The organism is Nocardia sp. CA-290969 (genome assembly GCF_050936135.1).
Taxonomy (GTDB): domain Bacteria; phylum Actinomycetota; class Actinomycetes; order Mycobacteriales; family Mycobacteriaceae; genus Nocardia.
Map to the genome: position 1 here is coordinate 1 of NZ_JBNJNJ010000002.1, position 17230 is coordinate 17230.

Genomic DNA, 17230 nt, shown 5'->3' on the forward strand with positions numbered 1-17230 from the left:
GTAAAGCACTCGATTCGGTACGCTAGCCGCACCCATCGGCCGCTGTCCATAGAACGGCCGAGATCCTCTCCGAAGGGGTGCGTTTCGCGTGATCCGGTGTGGTGTGTATCTGCGGCAGTCCGACGATCCCAACGACGACACGCTGGCCATCAGCCGCCAGTGGAAAGAGATCGTCAGGGACATCTGCACCCCTCGCGGGTGGGAGCCCGTGCGCTACTGCGACAACGACCTCACCGCCGTCGGCCCGAAGCGCAACCTCCCGGACCGGGACCGCATGCTCGCCGACATCGAGGCCGGCGAGCTTCAGGCGATCGCATCCTGGGACCTTGACCGCCTGTATCGGGAGCCGGTCGACCTCGAGCGCATCATCGACGTCGCGGACCGGCACAGCACCCTGCTCGCCACCCTGACCGGGGACGTGGACCTGGGCACCGACAACGGCCGGCTGTTCGCCAGGATCAAGGGTGCGGTCGCCAAGGCGGAGACCGAGCGCCGGTCTGCCCGGCAGAAGTCGAAGTACCGGGAGCTGGCCGAGGCCGGCAAGAACCTGAACCACCGGCGCAGCTTCGGGCGCAACCACGACGGGTCGCTACACCCGCTGGAATCTGCGGCGCTTGCCGACGCCTACGAGAAGGTCCTCCAGGGCCACTCGCTGAACGGCATCTGCCAGGAATGGAACGCGCTCGGGATCACCACCACCCTCGGCAACAAGTGGAACTCACCCACCCAGCTCGCGCATGTGCTGAAGAACCCGCGCAACGCGGGCTGGAAAAGCTACTACCGCGTGGTCCTCGATGAGGCCGAGGTCGGCTGGGACCGGATCGTCTCGCCGGATGTGTGGCGGGCGGTCAACGACATCCTGGCCGAGCCGTCGCGCCGACCGGTCGACGTGGCGCGCAAGTACCAGCTGTCCGGGATCGCGCTGTGCGGAGATCGGTGCGCCGAGGAGGGGCAGGAGGTCACTGTGAAGGCGGCGATGACCACGAGCCGGCGCGAGCCGATATACCGGTGCCGGCGATGTCACCGTGTCGTGCAGCGGATCGAGCTGGTCGACGACCACATCAACGATCTGATCGTCGGGCGCCTGTCGAAGTCGGACGCGGCCGACCTCCTGGTCGACCAGAAACACCCGGACTTGGAGGAGAAGCGGGTCGAGGCAGCCGCTCTGCGGAGCCGATTGAAAACTCTCGCAATGAGTTTCGCTGACGGCGATATCGACAAGGATCAATTGCGGGCGGGTACCGAACGGGCGAAATCGAAACTGAAGGCGATCGAGCAGAGTATCGAGGATGCGAACCGCAGCCGCATATTCAAAGGCGTTGTCGGTAAAGAGAACGCGCCCAAATTCCGGGGTCTGCATCTGGATCGGCGGCGCGCGATTACCGCGAGCCTGATGTCTGTAACTCTGCTTCGCAGAAGCTTGCGTGATCCGTTTGATCCGGGCTTGGCGATGGTGGTCGACTGGAAGTCGCCGGCCGAAACTCAAACCTGAGCCCTTGTAACGTTTCTTATTTCAAGGAACGATTTCCGAGCAAATGTCCTGTGCGCCCGTTTTGTCGCGGCTAGGCTCTGCTCTGCCGGACGGGGGTCAGGTGATGCGTTCTCAGGTAATCGTGGGCTTGTTGTGTTTCGAAGGGTTTGGCTATGGCTGGAGTTCCTTTGGGCGGTATCGCGGAGCTATTCCGCAGTTGTGACGCAAGAGAATTGGGTCGTGCGTTGCTCGTCGACGGCGAGGAGGTCGGTGAGTTCCTCGCCGGTCGCCGCCCGATGGGGTCAGGGCAGATCGTCGCTGCTGCCTGTGCGGCGGGGGTGAATGCCTCCGGCCTCTTTCAGTTCACGTTGGACGTGGTCGAGGAACTCGCCGGCGTTCACGCCTAACGCTTGACATAGGGCGAGTAGGACGACGGCGGGGGCATCTCGCTTGCCGTCCTCGATGCGGCGGATGGTGATGGCCGGTATCCCGGTCAGTTCGTGCATGGCGGCGCGGCTGAGCTTTCGCTTCGCGCGTAAGGCTCGCAGGTTTGCGCCGATGATCGCATTGGCTGCGTCGGCGTCGATGAGGCGGTCGGCGTCCATGCGAGAAGTATCCGGGCCGCTCCAATGTCAATCAACCATACGGATCAAAAAGTGATCCGAGCGATGGTTGCTGCACGGTTGCGATTTGATCCAAATGGATCCTATAGTGATCCACATGGATCAAACGAGTGTCGCGGTGGGGGAGTCTGTCGGTCGAGCCCTTGACGCGGCCGATCTGAGCTTGCGTAAGGCTGCCGCACAGACCGGCATCCCGTACACGACGTTGCACCGCAAGATCAAAGGCCACGGCAAAACCGGCTTCACCATCAACGAACTTCTCAACATCGCCGAAGCGCTCGATATGAGCCTTTCGCAGCTCCTGCCGGAAGAGATTCGGCAGTGAGCGGCCCTGGTGACACGGCGTACGAACAGGCCAAAGCCGCCTGGGTCGCGAAGCAGCTCGAGGCGGCGCCTCCTCTGACCGAATGGCAGAAGCAGGTCATCCGGACTGCCTTCCGTACCCAGCCTCGGCCCGCCAAGCGGAAGCGGGGTGCTGCCGCATGAGCCGATGCCGGACCGCGCCCCTCGTGCTGCTCGCGACCGCCTGGTGTGCGTACGCCACCGGCCGGATCGGTCTAGACATTTTTCTGGCCGGTCTCGTCGCCGGGTTGTCGATGCTGGCGGTGTGCTGGCTGCCCGCCCTCCTTTACGCCGTCAACGCGCGGCGCCGCACACGGAGGGGAGGTGATTGATGTGCACGCCATCGAGGCATGGGTGCGCGGGCTGCTGACCCCCGCCCCGCTCCCCACCACGACCTACCAGATTCCGGCCCTGACCTGGCCGCTGTAGACCCCCTCGCCGCAGGTGCGGGGATGCCCTGCGGCGAGGTGCGCCGCGGCACCCGGACATCACACCGGTCCGCTGCAGACGGACCCGGGTCCGGGGCCGCGGCTTCCAAACCCCGCCCACAAAGAGTCCGGCCGCCGATGACAGCGGCGGCCGGACGGGAACGAGACGAAGGAGATCCTACCGTGATCGGAAGCAAGGAACTTCACGATTTGGCCGCCAGGAAACGCGCGGACGATCCGGAGTTCGCCGACCTGGTGCAAACGCTGGCCGACCGCCGCGAGCGCGAGTTCGACGCGAACATCTTGGCGCCGCTCATCTTCCGCCGGCATCCCGATATCCCCGACGGCGAGAGCTGGGACGAGCAGGACCAGCAGGTCCGCGACCGCGTCACCGAACTCGCCACCATCATCCGCGTCCGCCTGGAGGAACTCGGCTGGGCGCGGCCCGCTCGCCCCGGCCGCACATGGGACGACGCCAACGAGATCCCCGAGGGCGTGCCGTTCGAGGACACCGAGTACGACGGCGTCTGGATCCGCAGGGGCGATGAGGTCACCGACTACAGCGTCCCGGATGGCCCGGTGTACCGGGTCGCCAGCATCGGCAAGGGCCCGTACCGGGAGGTGCTGCCCGCATGAGCAACTCCCTCGCACAGCTGATCTGGTCCGGCCTGCACTGCGACCCCGAGGACCCGGGCACCGGCGAGGTGTGGGAGCAGCTGCCCGCCTCCGCCCGTGAACGCTTCGAGATCGTCGCCACCGAGGTGACCGCCTACCTGGCGCAGCAGCCGCCGCAGTGGACCCCGCGGGGGTGGAGCTGCGCCGCCGATATCCCGGCCGGCGCCCGGTTCCGGCCCGTCGGCAGCACCCAGGAGTTCACCCGTGGCGGCCGTCCCGAGGAGGCCGACGCCTTCGACCGCCGCTTCGCCCGCGGATACGTGGAGGTCCGCTGATGCTGCTGGCCCTCGGCCTCATCGTCCAGATCACTTTCTCCGCCGCCCTGCTGTTCATCGTCGGCGGCCTCATCGTCCAGCGCTTCACCCGACCCACGGAGTACGTCATGACCGACACCCACGACACCATCACTCTCCCGCAGATTCCCACCGCCCGGGCGGTAGTGATCACCGGCGACGCCGGCGGTGATGTCGAGGTCGACTACCACCCGCCGAACCCGCGGCGCGACTATGCCGGCGCCGCGGCCGTTGTCATCGGGGAGCACACCAAGCTGGTCCTCGAATCGGTCGACGATTTGCGTGCCCTGATGGCCGACCTCGCCCGGGTCGAGGACCAGTGGACCCGCGACCTCGGCCTCGACGGCGAGGGTGCCGGGCGGCACGCCCGCGGGGCGAGCAACGGCTACCCCGACGCCGACGCCCTGCACATTGAAGCAGTCGCCGCGGGCGCGGGCGCGTGACCGCACCGACCCCGCGGCCGCGGCCCGAGTGGGAGCAGGACGCCGCGTGCGGTGGCCACGCCCACCCGGAGTGGTGGTTTCCCGCGAGCCCGAACGATCCGGCCATCGACGCCACCATCGTGTGCATCGGCTGCAAGGTGCGCCGGGACTGCGGCCTGGACGCGGTACTCAGCGACAAGCGGTTCGGTGTGCGCGCCGGCTACCGCACCGACAAGACCAGGAGTCGGCGCGAACTGCGGCGGTACCTCAACCTGCCCGAGCCGGAGGGGAAGTCGTGACCGCCCCGACCGAGCCCGGCATCTACCGAGGCGTACCCGACGAGGTGTACCACGCGGACCGGGCAAGCCTGTCCAGCAGCGGCGCCCGCCGCCTGTCGGAGATCTCGCCCTGGCACTGGAAATACGAGCAGGACCATCCGACCACCAAATCGAAGGACCACTTCGATCTGGGCAAGGCGGTCCACACCCTGGTCCTCGGCACCGGTGCGCCGCTCGTCGACCTCGGCGTGGACGAGATCCGCACCAAGGAGGCGAAAACCCAGCGGCAGGCGGAATGGGATGCGGGCCGGGTGCCGCTGCGGAGCAAGGACTACCAGCGGGCCCGGGACATGGCCGACGCCGTGATGGCCAACCGTCACGCGCAGCAGCTGCTCGCCTCCGGCGAGCCGGAGCTGTCGGCCTGGTACCGGGATCCGGTGTCTCGCGTGATGTTGCGGGCTCGGCCGGACTGGACGCACTGGGTCGACCGGAACACCGCGATCCTCGTCGACGTCAAGAAATCCACGGCGCCAACGCCGGAGGTGTTCCGGTCCTCGGTGCTCGACTTCGGCTACTTCCGGCAGCAGCCCTGGTATCAGGCGGCCTGGGACTGGTTCGGGATCGACACCGAGTTCGTGTTCATCGTCGTCTGCGACGCCCCGCCGCACCCGGTCTACGCGGTCCGGCTCAAACAGTCCGCGGTCGAACTCGGCGCCCGCCTGAACCGGCGCGACATCTCGCTCTACGCCGAATGCCGGCGGTCCGGGATCTGGCCGCATGACGGCGATCCCCTCCACGAAATCGATTTGCCCTCACGGGCCTACTACACCCAGGAGAAAACCACCGATGACCGATACGGCCAGCTCGCTGCAGTTGCAGCGTGACCCGACCAAGTTCCTCGCCCGGCACCGGGAAGCCTTGAGCATTGCGATCGACTACGCCGACCAGGTGTGTAGGAGTTCCGGGGTGCCCGACCGGTTCCGCGGGCGGCCCACCGATTCCGCGGTCGCGATCCTGTACGGCGCGGACCTCGGGCTGTCGCCGCTGCAGTCGCTGCAGCAGATCTACAACAAGTTCGGGCAGCCCGCGGTCTACGCCCGCACGATGCAGGCGATCCTCGAGGCGAACGGCTACCGGTTCGAAACGGTCCTCGACACCGACGAGGCAGTCACGGTCCGGCTCACGACGCCCGACGGTCGCACGGAGGAGAACACCTGGGACTGGGAGCGCGCCGAGAAGGCCGGCTACACCCCGCGCCCGGACCCCGACACGGGCGACTGGGCGCGCACCGAGGACGGCGAAATCCTCGGCAACGAAAAATATGTGACCGACCCGCGAGCCATGTACTGGGCCAAGGCCGTATCTGTCCTCGCCCGGCACCTCGCCCCGCACCTGCTGCTCGGTCTGCCCTACACCTGGGAGGACCTCGAGTCCGAAACACGGTCCGTCGCCACCGAGCAGCGCCGCGCCGCGCAGCCGGTGACCTCGGAAGCCGCGCAGGCCGGGGCAGCGGTCGTGCAGGACTGGACGCCCACCCCCGATCCCTTTGCCGACGAGGAAGAGGCCGCGCCCGCCCCGACGCCCGCGACGCCCGCACAGCAGGAGCGGCTGGACGCGCTCCTGGTCGACAACGGGCACCGGACCGCGGCCCGCAAACGCAACTACCTGTCCAAGGCATTCGGCCGTGAGGTCGCCTCGGTGGCGGACCTCACCGCCGCCGAGGCCGACACCCTCCTCGCCCCGCTGGAAGGGCCGGACGAACCCGCTGTCGAGGACACCGGCCCCCCTGCGGACGAGACCGAGGGCAGCGGTCCCGACGCCGGAGAGGACGGCGCACAGTGACCGCACCGCATCGGCACAGGTTCGACGTCCTCGAGTTCGATATCGATCCGGAGCGCCGCCATATCGACCACACCGTCATCGCCGAGTGCCTCGGCGCCGGCCTCGACGGCTGCCCGGTCTGCGGCCAGCAGGCGCTCGAGGCACTGATCACCAACGCCGCGGCGACCGCTCGCCTGGTTGAAATCGCCTGCGTTGCCATCGGCGAAATGTTCGGCGGGATACCGGCGTACTTGTACGACGACAACGTGGGCGGCCCGGCCAGTGCCACATTTCGGCGGCTGGCCCGGCTCGGTGTCGACGGCAAAATCGACCAGATGTTCTCCACGGTCGAGGACATGACGCTCGACGAGCGCCGCCAGGCCGCGGACACAGCGATGGACATCACGATTGGTCGCCTCGTCCTGGCCGGTCTGGGGATGCGGTGAGCGCCGGCGGTGCACCGCGGTGAGCGGTGTGAGGCGTAGAGGCAGGGCGGTAGCCGGGCAGGTGCCCGGCTACCGGCCCGGCCGGGCGCGCCGGCGTATGCCGTCCTCGGATGCGGTGGTGCCGCGCCGGGTGTGGGTCGACCGGTTCGGGCCGCGGGTGCTCATGTACTGCGCGGACTGCAAAACGCCGTGGGCGCCCGGTGTGGAGATCCCGCGCGACCGGCTCTGCGAGGAGTGCCGGGAGGTGCGGGAGATCGATACGCCGGGGTTGTGGCGCCTCGACGAGCTGCCGGGTGGTGGCGATGGCTGAGCAGCTCGACGGGCAGCTGGAGGACGGGACACCGACGCGTACGGCGGTGCCGTGCAAGCGGTGTGGTGGCTGGCTGGTGTCCGAGGTGTCGCGGGCGCGGCGGATGGGTCCGGCGTGCGCGCGGCACGAACGCGCGGAAGCGCGCCGGGTGGACGAGCCGACGCTGTTCGAGCTGGAGGCCAGGGGCGAGTGATGGGGGTGTGGGTGTGGAGAGGCGGTGGCCATGGAGCGCGCACGCGCGCCGATCGATCGCAACGATTGGGAGCGAATCATTTTCAGGTTGCCGAAATCCATACTTCCACCGGGCGTGAAGCATTGCGCTCACGCGCTGGCCAGGTTCGGGAACCCGGACGGTACCCGGATATTTCCGGGTGTGGTGAAGATGGCGCTGGTGATGGGCGTGACGGAGCGCACTGTAATCCGGTCGCTGAAAACGTTGCGGGAATTGGGATTGATAACTCGTGTGCGGCGCGGAAATACGAAAGACGAGTCCGACACATATCGACTAACGGTCCCCGGAAACATTCTCGAATTGCTCGATCATCCCGAGGCGCTGACACCGGAACTGGAACCCCGCGAGCCGGACCTCTATGTGACACCAGAGTCACTTAGCGGCCCTGTGGATAACTCCCCGCTAGGTGACTCTGGTGTCACATAGCCCGGGGCCCGCCGGTGGGGAGCTAAGTGACATTTGAAGCAGGGCTAAGTGACATCTGCGACATCGCTAAGTGACACCAGTGTCACCCCACCAAACTACTTACCCCCCCACGACCAAACACGTACCCCCGTACGTACGTAACTCACGACCGCGCGCGAGCCAACGCGCCGGCCAATCCGATCGAGGTCTGAAAAATGCTCGACCGATTTGGAGAACCCATCGAAGAACCACCCGAACCGGGGCCGCCGAAGAAATGCAGCAACCCGAATTGCGACGGCCGGTGGATCGGCTACGACGACGAACTCCGCCCCATACCATGCCCCGTCTGCAAAGAGGACATCTATCTCCACGGCACCGCGAAAGTAAACGACCACTCGAAACGCACTCCCAGCGAACTTGCACAGCAGGCAATTCGGAAACAGGAAGAGAGAGAACGATATGGATACAACTAGCCAGCCCGCCGCCGAGGCAGACGCGGTACGCGACGGATTCATTGCGCTGTCCCGGCCCAAGGGCGGGAAGACTTTGGTCAGCGCGGACCAGATCACCATCGTCGAGCCGTGCGACCCGGGCCGCGGCCAGGCTCGCGCCAGGGTCGCGGTTACCGGCGGCCATCAGCGCTACTGCCTCGAAACCGTCGACGAAGTCATGTCGCTCATCGCCCGCGCCTACCAGTTCTGAGGTACCCAATGTCCGCACCGATCGTTTTCATCGACACCGAGACGACCCACCTGCACCCGGACTTGCGCCGGCCGTGGGAGATCGCCATGATCCGCCGGCCCGCCCTGCGCGCCGAGGACCGCATCACGATCCTCATCGACGACGTCGACCTCTCCGACGCCGATCCCGAAAGCCTGGCCATCGGCAGGTTCGACGAACGCCACATCAGCTCGAGCCAGCTCGGCGCCGGCGCACGGCCGCCCCGCGAGACCATAGTCATGCCCGAGAACGTGGCCGCCGAGTACGTCTACGAATGGACCCGCGGCGCGCACCTTGTCGGCATCGTGCCCGACTTCGACGCGCTCACCCTCGACCGGATGCTGCGCCGCCACGGGCTCCTGCCGCGCTGGTACTACCACCTCATCGACGCTGAAACGCTGGCTGCCGGTTGGCTGCTCGGTCGTGGCCACCTTCCCCAGGAACTGCCCTGGCAGTCGGAAGCGGTGTCCCGGGCCTGCGGTGTGGAGCCGCCCAGCGAGGACGAGCGGCACACCGCCATGGGCGACGCTCTGTGGGCCCAGCGCCTCTACGACCGCATCGCCCACGGCGGTGACCAGTGACCACACAGGACTGGCAACCGGGCCGGGTAGCGGCCGAGAAGGCGCTACAGGAAGCCTCGATCTACTCGAGCGAAATCGGCGGCGACGACGGTGACCTCACACACGCCGACTTCGGCGTCTTCCACAAGACGATCACCACCATGCTGAGCGGCGCTCAGACGCACGCACTGCTCGCCATCGAGACCCGGCTCGGTGAGCTGGTCGAGCAGCAGCGCATCAGCAACGCCATCGCCGGCGTGCAGCTCCTCCGGGGCTACAACCACGCCGAACTCAACGAGGGCCGCGAGAAGGTACGCGAGATCGTCCGCGACCTCCTCGACCTCGCCCCGAAAACCGAGACCACACCCGCTACGGAGGCACCGTGATATCCGACGTCACGCGCGCGGAAATCACGCGCATCACCGGCAACCCCCTCGCCATCGAGCATTGGACCGCCGACCACCTGCCTGACGGCGCCCAGCTCGAGGACTACACCCGGAAAGTGGCCGATACCTACACCGTATGGGACAGCCCTCACCAGTTGTTCGCGCTCAGCTGGGACGGCGAGAAGGTCGAGGCCCCCGCGCTGTTCGGCCTCGACACCGCCATCGACCCGGCTCGATATCCTGCCGTGCTGCCCGGGTTGATCGCTCGGTACCTGCTGGAGCACGCCCTCGCGCCGGTGGCGCGGCCGCCGATCGTCGCACTCTGCCTGCAGATCGAAGCCCACACGGTCGAGCGGGACAGCCTCACCTACCAGCAGCGGCGGGCGGTTGCGAACCGGCAGATGCACACCCTGCCGCAGGCGCAGGAGAAGTGCCTGTGCCTCACCGCCGATATCGCCGGCCGCGTCTGGTGGGCGAGCAAAACACGCGGCACCGAAGAGAGCGACCACGGCGACTTGGCAACCGGAAAGCCGTATGTCGGCGGCTTCGCCGACCTGCTCGTCAAGCTCGCCGAAGGTTTGCCGGTGTTTTTCACGATCAACGAGCACGGCGGCCGCGCCCCCGATGCGTTCGGCGGGAGCGGATCGTGATCGACGTCTTGCTGCTACCCGGCACCGGCTATCCACGCGGCGGCGACGGCGTGTGCGAAGGGTTCGCCGCGGCGCTCGACCGCCGCCGGTTCCGGCCCCAGATCGTCTCCTACCCGGCGGAGTTCGGGTGGGACGGCGCCCCATACGCCGACAGCCGCGAAGCGGGCCGCGCCGCGCTCGACGGCGCGGTAGCGCGCAGCGAGCGGTGCGTGCTGGCCGGCTACAGCCAAGGCGCGGTGATCGCGGGCGACTACGCCCGCGACTACGAACTGCACCTACAGCGAGGGATCGCCGGCGGCCGGATCGCCGGCGTCGCGCTCATCGCCGACGGCCGCCGCCCCCGCGGCGCCGGGACACCGGGCATGCCCGTCGCCACCGGATACGGGATCGTCGACCAACGCCCGATCGAAGGCCACAGCTTCCCAGTGTTCTGGGCCGCGGCCGAAGGCGACGGCATCACCTCCCTGCCCGCCGGCAACCCACTGCGCACCGTGGCGGATCTCGCCGAATGGTTCTCCATCCGGTCCCTGGCCGACAGCGCGAAATGGGTGGCCAAGGGTTTCGACCGGATCCGCCGCGGCCAGATGCAGCCCTGGTGGAAGTTGGAGCACCACCGCGATTGGGACGGCGCCGCCGCCTACCTCCGCGGCTACCTCTGGGACGGCCGCCACACCACCGACTACACGCGGCACGGCCACGTCCAGGCCCTCGCCAACGCCATCAACCGGGAGGTCCGATGACCCAACCCCTGCACGAGGCCGGCCTCAAAAAACTCGAGGCCGCGGAACTGATCCCACTACTGAGCCACGACCTCGGCATCGTGGTCCGCCGCCAACTCGACCACCACCCGGCCAACGCCGACCTCATCGTGTGGCTACTCAACAATGCCCGCGAACTCCTCAACACGTACGCAGCTGTCGCCGAGTGCATCGGCGAACTCTCACAGTGGTCCAAGGCGCGCGATGTCATCGACCCCGTCAACCTGCCGCTGCCCCACGCCTACGCCCACGGTCACGTCGAGGCCCGTGAGATCCTCGCCTGCAGGCTCGGCTGGCTGCGGCCGACAGCGCCCGGACCGGAGGCGCCCAATGCCTGACCACACATTCGACCAGCGCACCATCGCGGGGATGCGGTCCGCCGTCAACGTCCTCGAGGCCATCCACCGCAACGAAGCCGCCCGCGCCACGGACCTGATCAACGCGTGCGACGGACCACCCGAGATCTACGCACTCGCCACAGCGTGGCTGTCCATCGTCGCAATGCAGGGCCTCGACGCCGTCGAACTCATGGGGCAGATGCGATCGACCATCGACCGGCTGCAGGCCGAGCGGCTCGGGGAGGTGCCGAATGTCTGAGCAACTTCCCGACGAGCTACTCCACCGGTGGATCGCACACGAGCGCTACCCCGATCTCGCCGACGCCCGCGCGATGGCGAACGAACTACTGATCTTGCGGGATCGCATCGCCGAACTGCAGAGCACGCGGACTCCCGTGCCTGAGCTGTCGCCCCGCGACCAGCTCGACGCCCTGATCGAATCGCGCATCAACTGGGGGTGCCAAGAGCAGGACGCGACTGACGCGGTGATCGCCGCAGGCTGGCGTCCACCCGCTCGTGTCATCACTGACCCCGCCGAACTGGACGCACTGCCCGGCCGGTCCATCGTCATCGGCCTCAACGTCCCGTTCCCTGAGGCGTGGCAACTCACCTCCCATCACGGTAGCGGGATGCGCACTGCGAACTGGGGCAGCCCGTATCTGCTCAACGAGCGTCGGACCTCCCAACAACTTCTCGACCGTGTTGACCGCGTGGCCGTCCTGCACACCCCCGAGAACGGAGACGCCCGTGCCTGAACCAAAGTCGCACCTGTGGTGGCTGTCGTTCGTCGACCCCGCCAAGGCGCCCCCGCTGGAAGAGCAGGTACCCGGCGGCGCGAGTTTCCTCGGTGTCTGCATCGTCCCCGGCGAAAACCTGACACAGGCAGTGAGCACCTCATGGTTCCTGGGCTGCAATCCAGGCGGCGAGCTGCTGGGAATTCCCATTCGCCCTGAGGTGGCGATCGACCCGTCGTGGATAGGGCGGCTGCTTTCCCGGGACGAGCTCGAGCAGCTCGAGCGAGAGGCCCAATCATGATCTCCCTGTGGTGGTCCTTCGCTCTCACCACGATCGGGGTCATCGGTCTCGTGCTGGTGTACCGATCCCAATCACTCATCGGGCCCAGCATCGGCTTGGCCGTACAGGCCTTGTGGATCGCGTACGCCATCGCGACCAGGCAGTGGTGGTTCCTGCTCTCGGCCATCACCTACGGCGCGGCCAACGTCTACGGCATCACCAAACGAATGGAGCAGCAATGAAGTTGCACGGAATTCTCTTGGACGACGACGAGCAGGTCGACGGCGCAACGGTCACCTTGACGAGGGCCGAACTGCAGATCATCGCTGTGCTGATCGGGAGGCGTAGCGACACCAAGATCGAGGAGGTGTTGCCCGGCCACGGCCACGCTGCCGACGAGCTGTACAACGGCCTGATCGGTGGCATATTCAACCGGTTCTGGGAGGACGGCCTGGACGACGCACTCCGGGACACGAACCGGTGAGCAGCGGTCAGGTGCGCCGGAATCCGTTCTTTTTCCCGCGCATGAAATACCGGGCCGGGAAGCGGCACGTTCGCACACTGCACGCACCGGGCCACGTGCACACCCAGGGCCCCGTCGACCCGCTGACTCTCGCCGTCGACGAGTGCGTGATCGCGCGCCGGCGCGACGGCTGGCGTTGCGTGCGCACCGATCCCGAGCACACCGCGTGCGAACGGCACAGCATGTACCGCCACCCGAACTACTGGACCGACCCGACAGTTGTCGCAGCCCTCCTCTCTCGGGTGGCCGAGATCATGGCCGGCCTGGAGGCGATCTTCGGCGGCGTTCAAACCGCCGCCCAGCGCTTCGCCGCGAGCGTGAACGGACAGCCCTACGCCCGCACCACACCGAACCGAACGGAAGGGGATACCGACCCATCATGAGCAGCCACGCAATCCGGATCCGGATCGGCGGTGCCTTGTGCATCGCAGCGCTCGCCGGACTCAGCCTCACCGCGTGCGTCGACCGCGAGTGGTGCGAGCACGACGCCACCGACACCCAGGTCGACGACACATATTGCGAGCAGGCCGTTCCCGGCTACGAATGGGAAACCGCCGGCGACGACGACCACCACCACACGCGGCCGCAGCCCGTCGTGGTCAAGGCGACACCGAAACAGCCGGCGCCCACCCAGGCCGCGCAGCGTAAACCCTCGTCGCGGGTTCCGTCCAGGTCGGGCCGATGAGCCAGACGCCCGGCGTGAACTACGCCGAATCGGAAATCATCAGCACCGGCAATCCCTGGGTCGACCTCATCGGCCTGCTCGCGTTCCTCGCCGTCGTGGCGTTCATCGCGTGGCTGTGGTTCCGGGACTGAACACCCAACGCCCCCAAATCAATCGCACTGATAGAAAGGCACTACCCATGAAATTGTTCGGTCGTACATCCGGTACCGCGACACAGCAGCAGCCGACCCGCTCCGTCACTCTGACCAAGAGCGCCGGCCCCGCAGTGAGCCGCGATATCGTCGCCGGCGCGGGCGTCGACCTGGCCAAGAAGTTCGACAAGGCCGGGGTCTCTCTGTCGAAGGCGGGCATGGACGGGATCCGCGCGGAAGCGGTACTGGTGTTGGATCATTCGGGGTCGATGTTCTCGGACTACCGGACCGGGTCCGTGCAGGTAGTCGTCGATCGGGCCTTGGCGTTCGCCCTGCAGATCGACGTGGACGGCAAGATCCCCGTCATCCCGTTCGATTCGCAGGTGTGGCCGACCATCGAGGTCTCTCTTACCAACTACAGCGGGGTCGTCGACCGCGACATCTTCCGGCCGAGCCGGATGGGCGCCACCTATCTCGGGCGTGCGCTGGAGCAGGTGCTGGAGATGGCGAAAACGACGCGCTCACCGCTGTACGTGGTGATCGTCACCGACGACGACCCCACCGACGCGGACAGGGTGGTGCGGATCCTCAACGAACTCCGCGGCTACCCCGTGTTCGTCAAGGTCCTCACCCTGGTCCGGGCACCGTTCTGGGACCAGCAGGACAACCTCCGCGCTCCCGGCCTCATCGACAACATCGACGCCAAACGCATCACCAAGATCACCGGCATGTCCGATCTGGCGTTCGCCGACGTGATGGTCGACGAATGGCCGTCGTGGGTCCAGGCCGCCACCGCCGCGGGGATCCTCGTATGAGCGACCGCTACCGCCGGATCCCAATCGAGGTCGAGGCAATGCAGCTCACCCGAGACAACATCGCGGCAATATCGGAATGGTTGCCGTGCCGCATCACCCCGGCCCGGCTTTCCGGACCAGGCCGCGGGACGCATGATGGCGCGGTGATCCGGACGCTGGACATGGAGGAGCGCGCCGAATGGGGCGACTACGTCATCCTCATCGACCACTCCAAGTTCAAGCTCAGCCCTCGCGCCGAGTTCGAAACTGAGTTCCAGGCGATCGGCGCAACGATCACCGAGTACGGGGTGGCTGCCCGCGGCATGCTGCACATCGTTGTCGGTGCACGGACAGCACACCAGCAGGCCCGCTACCTCGAGGGCGTGGCTGTCACCCGCACGTACGCGCTCGACCGGGACGGTGCACCGGCCGCCCCGTCCGTGCCGTGGACCCTGCTCACCGAGGGCGACAAGGGGGCCGGCGATGGCGAGTAACCGCCCGCGCGACGATATCGACCGGTTGGTGGACTGGCAGCTGAAACAGGGGCGCCAGCGGGGCGACGGGCCGCGCAGCGCGTCGGCCGGCGGCGCAGTGCCGCCGCCGGTCCGGGGTGGTGATTCGGTCCCGGTCCGGCTGGCTCCGGGGTATGTCAGCGCTGACGGTGGCCGGACCTGGCGTGAGGTACCGGACGAGCCGCGGGAGCATCGGCCCGGTCTCGTACGCCTGTACGGGGAACTGCTCGCCGTCGCCGGCCGGGCGATCGTGCAGGGGATCCGGGCAGTCTGGAGAATGAAACGATGAGTGGTGATCGGGAGATCGTGATCAAGGTGCGCATTCCGGAGGACGCGGTCGCGGAGATCGCTCCCGTCCTGGACCAGTACATCGCCGCCGGCCAGCCGCTACTACACGCCGCGGCGGACCGCGGCTGCGACATATCGGTGGTCGTCGACGGGCAGCTCGTCGAAAGCACCAGCACGGTGGAGCTACCCGAGCAGGAGGACGATTCCGACGCCCTGAGCTGGTTCTCGCAGCCGAAACGCCGGACGTATCAGCCGCTGCCCGATGGCCGGATCCCGTTCTATGTGATGCTCGGTGTCGGGGACCAGGCGCACGCGGTCACCCCGTGGCATACCCCCAAGGATCCGATGATCCTTTCCACGGCCGCGATCGCCGCGGACTGCAATATGCCGGCCAACGAGGTCGTCGGCCGCGAGTACACCGCGACCGGTGACGAGCACGGCCTCCGTGATTTCGCGCTCGTCAACGACCCTCGGGTGTAGAACTCCGCCGGCGGTACGCCCGCCGGCCTTTCACGGCAGCATCGACCGTGCGCCGGCGCCAGCGTTTGGCGCCGGCGCTGTCGTCTGGTTCGCCGAGCTGCAGCCGGCGCCTCGAGATGTCGGCGCGGACGGTGGCGGGGGCGACGCCGAGGTGTTCGGCGATCTGGGCGATGGTGAGCAGGTCGTCGGGGTCGCCGGGCTCGTCCGCCTGGTCGCGCAGGAAGTGAGCGCGCACGGCCTGGTCTACCTCTGCTGCGTCGTACTCGTTCCAGCGGCCCCGCTTCCCGGCCGGGGCGGGCCATTCCGGGCGCGGCATCCAGAGCTTCTGGACGGTGGTCAGGGCACGGTCGTAGCGGGCGGCGATCTCGGGGGCGATCAGTTTCTCGCCCGGGGTCTGGGTCATTCGTTCCTCCTGGGTGTGCGGCCCGGTCGTGGGCCAGGACGAGGCCGGGGCCCGGCGGTTGCCGGGCCCCGGTTTCTGCTCGTTACTCCTTGTCCTCGTCGTCGTCGAGGATCTCGATGGCTACTTTGCCGTCGAGGATCCCCTTCGCGATCCGGAGCTCCTCGTCGGCCCGGCCGAACTGGAGCCCGGCCGAGGCCAGCGCCCAGGTCCGGTTGTCCTCGTCCTCGCCGGAGATCGCGATCATCGCCATGGCCGAGAGCCAGTCGGTGATCGCGGTGGTCAGGAGACCGGAGGCAACCTCGTGCATGGGCAGGTCGCGCAGGGCCGTGCGGGCCCGGATGGCGCTTTCAACCATGTCGCCGGGGGCGGTGTCCCCGTCGATCGAGGCCAAGGTGATCGGCAGCTCCAGGCCGCCGAGGATCTTGGCCATCAGGTTGTACACCGCGATGGCGCGGACCTTGAGGTTGAGCAGCTGCATCATGTAGTCGTCCATGTGGACTCCCTTCGTGTTGTAGGCGATTTGCCTGTCGGTCCGGGTCCGACCCCGTTCCGACAAGTAATACTTTACAACACTCGGGTAGTGATTTGCAACCCTTGGGCGGGTTGATTTTCCGACCGATTTCGACCGGCCGCCTCTCGCTCCCGATGGCCTCGGACGATATCCTGGTGGGCGCATCCCTTCACGGGGTGATTTGCCCGGCCGATGGGTTCCGACTTTGAGGGCTCGCCCTCGCTCGTCGGCCGACCATGCAGAGAGGGCGAGGCCCCGGCGTTGCGCCGGGGCCTCGTCTGTTTCTGCTACTCCTCGTTCCGGTGGAGCAGGATCACCGCCTGGTCCAGTTCCTCGCCTGCTCGGTCGAACGCGAGCATCGCGGCGGGGTACGCCCAGCGGGCATCTTCCTCGTCCCGGGTGCCGGTGGCCATCAGGACCGTTCCGGTCAGCCAGTCCGTGACCCCCGTCTTGAGGGCTGCCCGCGCCTCCCGGTGCATCAGCATTCCGCTCAGGGTGTCACGCGCCCGGGCGGCGCTCTCGATCATCTCCGAGGGGGTCAGCTCGTCGTGCGGCGAGGCCAGCAGGACCGGCGTCGGCAGGCTGCCGAGCACCTTGTGCATCTGGGTGTAGCGGGCCAGCATTCGGATGGTGAGCCGGGTCCACATTGCGTTGTTCATAGTGGAGATTCACTCCCTTTCGTGTTGGTGATTTGCCTGTCGGTCCGGGTCCGACCCCGGTCCGACAAGTAA

The 17230-nt window shown here is 67.3% G+C and carries 35 protein-coding genes; 31 read left to right on the forward strand and 4 right to left on the reverse strand.

Annotated elements, in window-relative coordinates:
• The first annotated feature begins 103 nt into the window (after positions 1–103).
• On the forward strand, positions 104–1492 hold the full coding sequence (locus tag ACQEVO_RS36190) for a recombinase family protein (protein ID WP_432922120.1): 1389 nt from the start codon (positions 104–106) through the stop codon (positions 1490–1492).
• Between the two features lie 281 nt (positions 1493–1773).
• Here the strand turns inward: ACQEVO_RS36190 and ACQEVO_RS36195 are convergent, their stop codons facing one another.
• Complete coding sequence (locus ACQEVO_RS36195) at positions 1774–2076, reverse strand: helix-turn-helix domain-containing protein (protein ID WP_432922123.1); 303 nt, start codon at positions 2074–2076, stop codon at positions 1774–1776.
• Positions 2077–2191: 115 nt separating this feature from the next.
• Between ACQEVO_RS36195 and ACQEVO_RS36200 the strand changes: the two genes are divergently transcribed.
• The 30 genes from ACQEVO_RS36200 to ACQEVO_RS36345 all read left to right on the forward strand — a co-directional run bounded on the left by ACQEVO_RS36200 (position 2192) and on the right by ACQEVO_RS36345 (position 15585).
• Positions 2192–2419, forward strand: coding sequence for a helix-turn-helix domain-containing protein (locus ACQEVO_RS36200; RefSeq protein WP_432922126.1), 228 nt, complete (start codon positions 2192–2194; stop codon positions 2417–2419).
• A gap of 157 nt (positions 2420–2576) precedes the next feature.
• Positions 2577–2768 (forward strand): hypothetical protein, encoded by a 192-nt coding sequence (locus ACQEVO_RS36205; protein ID WP_432922129.1) that lies wholly within the window; start codon positions 2577–2579, stop codon positions 2766–2768.
• 279 nt (positions 2769–3047) lie between these two features.
• Entirely contained in the window at positions 3048–3500 is a 453-nt protein-coding gene (locus ACQEVO_RS36210; RefSeq protein ID WP_432922131.1) for a hypothetical protein, read from the forward strand.
• Positions 3497–3814, forward strand: a complete 318-nt coding sequence (locus ACQEVO_RS36215) for a hypothetical protein (RefSeq protein WP_432922134.1) — start codon at positions 3497–3499, stop codon at positions 3812–3814. The genes ACQEVO_RS36210 and ACQEVO_RS36215 overlap by 4 nt, the downstream gene beginning before the upstream one ends.
• Positions 3814–4275, forward strand: a complete 462-nt coding sequence (locus tag ACQEVO_RS36220; protein WP_432922137.1) for a hypothetical protein — start codon at positions 3814–3816, stop codon at positions 4273–4275. Before ACQEVO_RS36215 ends, ACQEVO_RS36220 begins: the two co-directional genes overlap by 1 nt.
• Positions 4272–4553 (forward strand): WhiB family transcriptional regulator, encoded by a 282-nt coding sequence (locus tag ACQEVO_RS36225; protein WP_432922140.1) that lies wholly within the window; start codon positions 4272–4274, stop codon positions 4551–4553. Before ACQEVO_RS36220 ends, ACQEVO_RS36225 begins: the two co-directional genes overlap by 4 nt.
• Positions 4550–5416 (forward strand): PD-(D/E)XK nuclease-like domain-containing protein, encoded by an 867-nt coding sequence (locus ACQEVO_RS36230; RefSeq protein WP_432922143.1) that lies wholly within the window; start codon positions 4550–4552, stop codon positions 5414–5416. Before ACQEVO_RS36225 ends, ACQEVO_RS36230 begins: the two co-directional genes overlap by 4 nt.
• Entirely contained in the window at positions 5379–6374 is a 996-nt protein-coding gene (locus tag ACQEVO_RS36235) for a hypothetical protein (RefSeq protein ID WP_432922146.1), read from the forward strand. Before ACQEVO_RS36230 ends, ACQEVO_RS36235 begins: the two co-directional genes overlap by 38 nt.
• A complete protein-coding gene (locus ACQEVO_RS36240; RefSeq protein WP_432922148.1) occupies positions 6371–6799 on the forward strand; it encodes a hypothetical protein in 429 nt (142 codons plus the stop codon). The genes ACQEVO_RS36235 and ACQEVO_RS36240 overlap by 4 nt, the downstream gene beginning before the upstream one ends.
• A gap of 28 nt (positions 6800–6827) precedes the next feature.
• Positions 6828–7109: a hypothetical protein gene (locus ACQEVO_RS36245; protein WP_432922151.1), complete on the forward strand. Its 282-nt coding sequence runs from the start codon at positions 6828–6830 to the stop codon at positions 7107–7109.
• Entirely contained in the window at positions 7102–7302 is a 201-nt protein-coding gene (locus ACQEVO_RS36250; RefSeq protein WP_432922154.1) for a DUF6011 domain-containing protein, read from the forward strand. Before ACQEVO_RS36245 ends, ACQEVO_RS36250 begins: the two co-directional genes overlap by 8 nt.
• A 30-nt stretch (positions 7303–7332) precedes the next feature.
• The gene (locus ACQEVO_RS36255) at positions 7333–7767 is read left to right on the forward strand and encodes a helix-turn-helix domain-containing protein (RefSeq protein WP_432923379.1); all 435 of its coding nucleotides are present in this window, start codon (positions 7333–7335) and stop codon (positions 7765–7767) included.
• A gap of 438 nt (positions 7768–8205) precedes the next feature.
• Entirely contained in the window at positions 8206–8448 is a 243-nt protein-coding gene (locus ACQEVO_RS36260; protein WP_432922156.1) for a hypothetical protein, read from the forward strand.
• An 8-nt stretch (positions 8449–8456) separates the two neighbouring features.
• Complete coding sequence (locus tag ACQEVO_RS36265) at positions 8457–9047, forward strand: 3'-5' exonuclease (protein ID WP_432922159.1); 591 nt, start codon at positions 8457–8459, stop codon at positions 9045–9047.
• Complete coding sequence (locus ACQEVO_RS36270; RefSeq protein ID WP_432922162.1) at positions 9044–9412, forward strand: hypothetical protein; 369 nt, start codon at positions 9044–9046, stop codon at positions 9410–9412. The genes ACQEVO_RS36265 and ACQEVO_RS36270 overlap by 4 nt, the downstream gene beginning before the upstream one ends.
• Positions 9409–10062, forward strand: coding sequence for a hypothetical protein (locus ACQEVO_RS36275; RefSeq protein WP_432922165.1), 654 nt, complete (start codon positions 9409–9411; stop codon positions 10060–10062). The genes ACQEVO_RS36270 and ACQEVO_RS36275 overlap by 4 nt, the downstream gene beginning before the upstream one ends.
• Positions 10059–10802, forward strand: a complete 744-nt coding sequence (locus tag ACQEVO_RS36280; protein WP_432922168.1) for a hypothetical protein — start codon at positions 10059–10061, stop codon at positions 10800–10802. Before ACQEVO_RS36275 ends, ACQEVO_RS36280 begins: the two co-directional genes overlap by 4 nt.
• The gene (locus tag ACQEVO_RS36285; protein WP_432922171.1) at positions 10799–11158 is read left to right on the forward strand and encodes a hypothetical protein; all 360 of its coding nucleotides are present in this window, start codon (positions 10799–10801) and stop codon (positions 11156–11158) included. Before ACQEVO_RS36280 ends, ACQEVO_RS36285 begins: the two co-directional genes overlap by 4 nt.
• On the forward strand, positions 11151–11417 hold the full coding sequence (locus tag ACQEVO_RS36290; protein ID WP_432922174.1) for a hypothetical protein: 267 nt from the start codon (positions 11151–11153) through the stop codon (positions 11415–11417). The genes ACQEVO_RS36285 and ACQEVO_RS36290 overlap by 8 nt, the downstream gene beginning before the upstream one ends.
• Positions 11410–11913, forward strand: coding sequence for a hypothetical protein (locus ACQEVO_RS36295; RefSeq protein ID WP_432922177.1), 504 nt, complete (start codon positions 11410–11412; stop codon positions 11911–11913). The genes ACQEVO_RS36290 and ACQEVO_RS36295 overlap by 8 nt, the downstream gene beginning before the upstream one ends.
• Complete coding sequence (locus ACQEVO_RS36300; RefSeq protein WP_432907272.1) at positions 11906–12193, forward strand: hypothetical protein; 288 nt, start codon at positions 11906–11908, stop codon at positions 12191–12193. The genes ACQEVO_RS36295 and ACQEVO_RS36300 overlap by 8 nt, the downstream gene beginning before the upstream one ends.
• Complete coding sequence (locus ACQEVO_RS36305) at positions 12190–12414, forward strand: hypothetical protein (RefSeq protein ID WP_432907275.1); 225 nt, start codon at positions 12190–12192, stop codon at positions 12412–12414. Before ACQEVO_RS36300 ends, ACQEVO_RS36305 begins: the two co-directional genes overlap by 4 nt.
• A complete protein-coding gene (locus tag ACQEVO_RS36310) occupies positions 12411–12656 on the forward strand; it encodes a hypothetical protein (RefSeq protein WP_432907278.1) in 246 nt (81 codons plus the stop codon). The genes ACQEVO_RS36305 and ACQEVO_RS36310 overlap by 4 nt, the downstream gene beginning before the upstream one ends.
• A 41-nt stretch (positions 12657–12697) precedes the next feature.
• A complete protein-coding gene (locus ACQEVO_RS36315) occupies positions 12698–13078 on the forward strand; it encodes a hypothetical protein (protein ID WP_432907281.1) in 381 nt (126 codons plus the stop codon).
• The gene (locus ACQEVO_RS36320; protein WP_432907284.1) at positions 13075–13380 is read left to right on the forward strand and encodes a hypothetical protein; all 306 of its coding nucleotides are present in this window, start codon (positions 13075–13077) and stop codon (positions 13378–13380) included. Before ACQEVO_RS36315 ends, ACQEVO_RS36320 begins: the two co-directional genes overlap by 4 nt.
• Positions 13377–13511, forward strand: coding sequence for a hypothetical protein (locus tag ACQEVO_RS36325; protein ID WP_432907286.1), 135 nt, complete (start codon positions 13377–13379; stop codon positions 13509–13511). Before ACQEVO_RS36320 ends, ACQEVO_RS36325 begins: the two co-directional genes overlap by 4 nt.
• 47 nt (positions 13512–13558) lie before the next feature.
• Positions 13559–14326 carry a VWA domain-containing protein gene (locus ACQEVO_RS36330; RefSeq protein WP_432907289.1) on the forward strand — a complete coding sequence of 256 codons (768 nt, stop codon included), beginning with the start codon at positions 13559–13561 and terminating at the stop codon, positions 14324–14326.
• Positions 14323–14799 (forward strand): hypothetical protein, encoded by a 477-nt coding sequence (locus tag ACQEVO_RS36335; RefSeq protein ID WP_432907292.1) that lies wholly within the window; start codon positions 14323–14325, stop codon positions 14797–14799. The genes ACQEVO_RS36330 and ACQEVO_RS36335 overlap by 4 nt, the downstream gene beginning before the upstream one ends.
• The gene (locus ACQEVO_RS36340; RefSeq protein ID WP_432907295.1) at positions 14789–15106 is read left to right on the forward strand and encodes a hypothetical protein; all 318 of its coding nucleotides are present in this window, start codon (positions 14789–14791) and stop codon (positions 15104–15106) included. The genes ACQEVO_RS36335 and ACQEVO_RS36340 overlap by 11 nt, the downstream gene beginning before the upstream one ends.
• Positions 15103–15585: a hypothetical protein gene (locus ACQEVO_RS36345; RefSeq protein ID WP_432907298.1), complete on the forward strand. Its 483-nt coding sequence runs from the start codon at positions 15103–15105 to the stop codon at positions 15583–15585. Before ACQEVO_RS36340 ends, ACQEVO_RS36345 begins: the two co-directional genes overlap by 4 nt.
• Here the strand turns inward: ACQEVO_RS36345 and ACQEVO_RS36350 are convergent.
• The 3 genes from ACQEVO_RS36350 to ACQEVO_RS36360 all read right to left on the reverse strand — a co-directional run bounded on the left by ACQEVO_RS36350 (position 15566) and on the right by ACQEVO_RS36360 (position 17158).
• Entirely contained in the window at positions 15566–15988 is a 423-nt protein-coding gene (locus ACQEVO_RS36350) for a helix-turn-helix transcriptional regulator (RefSeq protein WP_432907300.1), read from the reverse strand. The genes ACQEVO_RS36345 and ACQEVO_RS36350 overlap by 20 nt on opposite strands.
• 82 nt (positions 15989–16070) lie before the next feature.
• Positions 16071–16481 carry a hypothetical protein gene (locus ACQEVO_RS36355; RefSeq protein ID WP_432907303.1) on the reverse strand — a complete coding sequence of 137 codons (411 nt, stop codon included), beginning with the start codon at positions 16479–16481 and terminating at the stop codon, positions 16071–16073.
• Positions 16482–16786: 305 nt separating this feature from the next.
• Positions 16787–17158 carry a hypothetical protein gene (locus tag ACQEVO_RS36360; protein ID WP_432907306.1) on the reverse strand — a complete coding sequence of 124 codons (372 nt, stop codon included), beginning with the start codon at positions 17156–17158 and terminating at the stop codon, positions 16787–16789.
• Between the last annotated feature and the right edge of the window lie 72 nt (positions 17159–17230).

What these genes read in the sequence shown, in the direction of transcription:
- ACQEVO_RS36195 (WP_432922123.1), bottom strand. Translation starts at nt 2,076, where the DNA reads ATGGACGCCGACCGCCTCATCGACGCCGACGCAGCCAATGCGATCATC.
- ACQEVO_RS36200 (WP_432922126.1), top strand. Translation starts at nt 2,192, where the DNA reads ATGGATCAAACGAGTGTCGCGGTGGGGGAGTCTGTCGGTCGAGCCCTT.
- ACQEVO_RS36205 (WP_432922129.1), top strand. Translation starts at nt 2,577, where the DNA reads ATGAGCCGATGCCGGACCGCGCCCCTCGTGCTGCTCGCGACCGCCTGG.
- ACQEVO_RS36215 (WP_432922134.1), top strand. Translation starts at nt 3,497, where the DNA reads ATGAGCAACTCCCTCGCACAGCTGATCTGGTCCGGCCTGCACTGCGAC.
- ACQEVO_RS36220 (WP_432922137.1), top strand. Translation starts at nt 3,814, where the DNA reads ATGCTGCTGGCCCTCGGCCTCATCGTCCAGATCACTTTCTCCGCCGCC.
- ACQEVO_RS36235 (WP_432922146.1), top strand. Translation starts at nt 5,379, where the DNA reads ATGACCGATACGGCCAGCTCGCTGCAGTTGCAGCGTGACCCGACCAAG.
- ACQEVO_RS36250 (WP_432922154.1), top strand. Translation starts at nt 7,102, where the DNA reads ATGGCTGAGCAGCTCGACGGGCAGCTGGAGGACGGGACACCGACGCGT.
- ACQEVO_RS36255 (WP_432923379.1), top strand. Translation starts at nt 7,333, where the DNA reads ATGGAGCGCGCACGCGCGCCGATCGATCGCAACGATTGGGAGCGAATC.
- ACQEVO_RS36260 (WP_432922156.1), top strand. Translation starts at nt 8,206, where the DNA reads ATGGATACAACTAGCCAGCCCGCCGCCGAGGCAGACGCGGTACGCGAC.
- ACQEVO_RS36265 (WP_432922159.1), top strand. Translation starts at nt 8,457, where the DNA reads ATGTCCGCACCGATCGTTTTCATCGACACCGAGACGACCCACCTGCAC.
- ACQEVO_RS36285 (WP_432922171.1), top strand. Translation starts at nt 10,799, where the DNA reads ATGACCCAACCCCTGCACGAGGCCGGCCTCAAAAAACTCGAGGCCGCG.
- ACQEVO_RS36290 (WP_432922174.1), top strand. Translation starts at nt 11,151, where the DNA reads ATGCCTGACCACACATTCGACCAGCGCACCATCGCGGGGATGCGGTCC.
- ACQEVO_RS36295 (WP_432922177.1), top strand. Translation starts at nt 11,410, where the DNA reads ATGTCTGAGCAACTTCCCGACGAGCTACTCCACCGGTGGATCGCACAC.
- ACQEVO_RS36305 (WP_432907275.1), top strand. Translation starts at nt 12,190, where the DNA reads ATGATCTCCCTGTGGTGGTCCTTCGCTCTCACCACGATCGGGGTCATC.
- ACQEVO_RS36310 (WP_432907278.1), top strand. Translation starts at nt 12,411, where the DNA reads ATGAAGTTGCACGGAATTCTCTTGGACGACGACGAGCAGGTCGACGGC.
- ACQEVO_RS36315 (WP_432907281.1), top strand. Translation starts at nt 12,698, where the DNA reads ATGAAATACCGGGCCGGGAAGCGGCACGTTCGCACACTGCACGCACCG.
- ACQEVO_RS36320 (WP_432907284.1), top strand. Translation starts at nt 13,075, where the DNA reads ATGAGCAGCCACGCAATCCGGATCCGGATCGGCGGTGCCTTGTGCATC.
- ACQEVO_RS36325 (WP_432907286.1), top strand. Translation starts at nt 13,377, where the DNA reads ATGAGCCAGACGCCCGGCGTGAACTACGCCGAATCGGAAATCATCAGC.
- ACQEVO_RS36330 (WP_432907289.1), top strand. Translation starts at nt 13,559, where the DNA reads ATGAAATTGTTCGGTCGTACATCCGGTACCGCGACACAGCAGCAGCCG.
- ACQEVO_RS36335 (WP_432907292.1), top strand. Translation starts at nt 14,323, where the DNA reads ATGAGCGACCGCTACCGCCGGATCCCAATCGAGGTCGAGGCAATGCAG.
- ACQEVO_RS36340 (WP_432907295.1), top strand. Translation starts at nt 14,789, where the DNA reads ATGGCGAGTAACCGCCCGCGCGACGATATCGACCGGTTGGTGGACTGG.
- ACQEVO_RS36345 (WP_432907298.1), top strand. Translation starts at nt 15,103, where the DNA reads ATGAGTGGTGATCGGGAGATCGTGATCAAGGTGCGCATTCCGGAGGAC.
- ACQEVO_RS36350 (WP_432907300.1), bottom strand. Translation starts at nt 15,988, where the DNA reads ATGACCCAGACCCCGGGCGAGAAACTGATCGCCCCCGAGATCGCCGCC.
- ACQEVO_RS36355 (WP_432907303.1), bottom strand. Translation starts at nt 16,481, where the DNA reads ATGGACGACTACATGATGCAGCTGCTCAACCTCAAGGTCCGCGCCATC.
- ACQEVO_RS36360 (WP_432907306.1), bottom strand. Translation starts at nt 17,158, where the DNA reads ATGAACAACGCAATGTGGACCCGGCTCACCATCCGAATGCTGGCCCGC.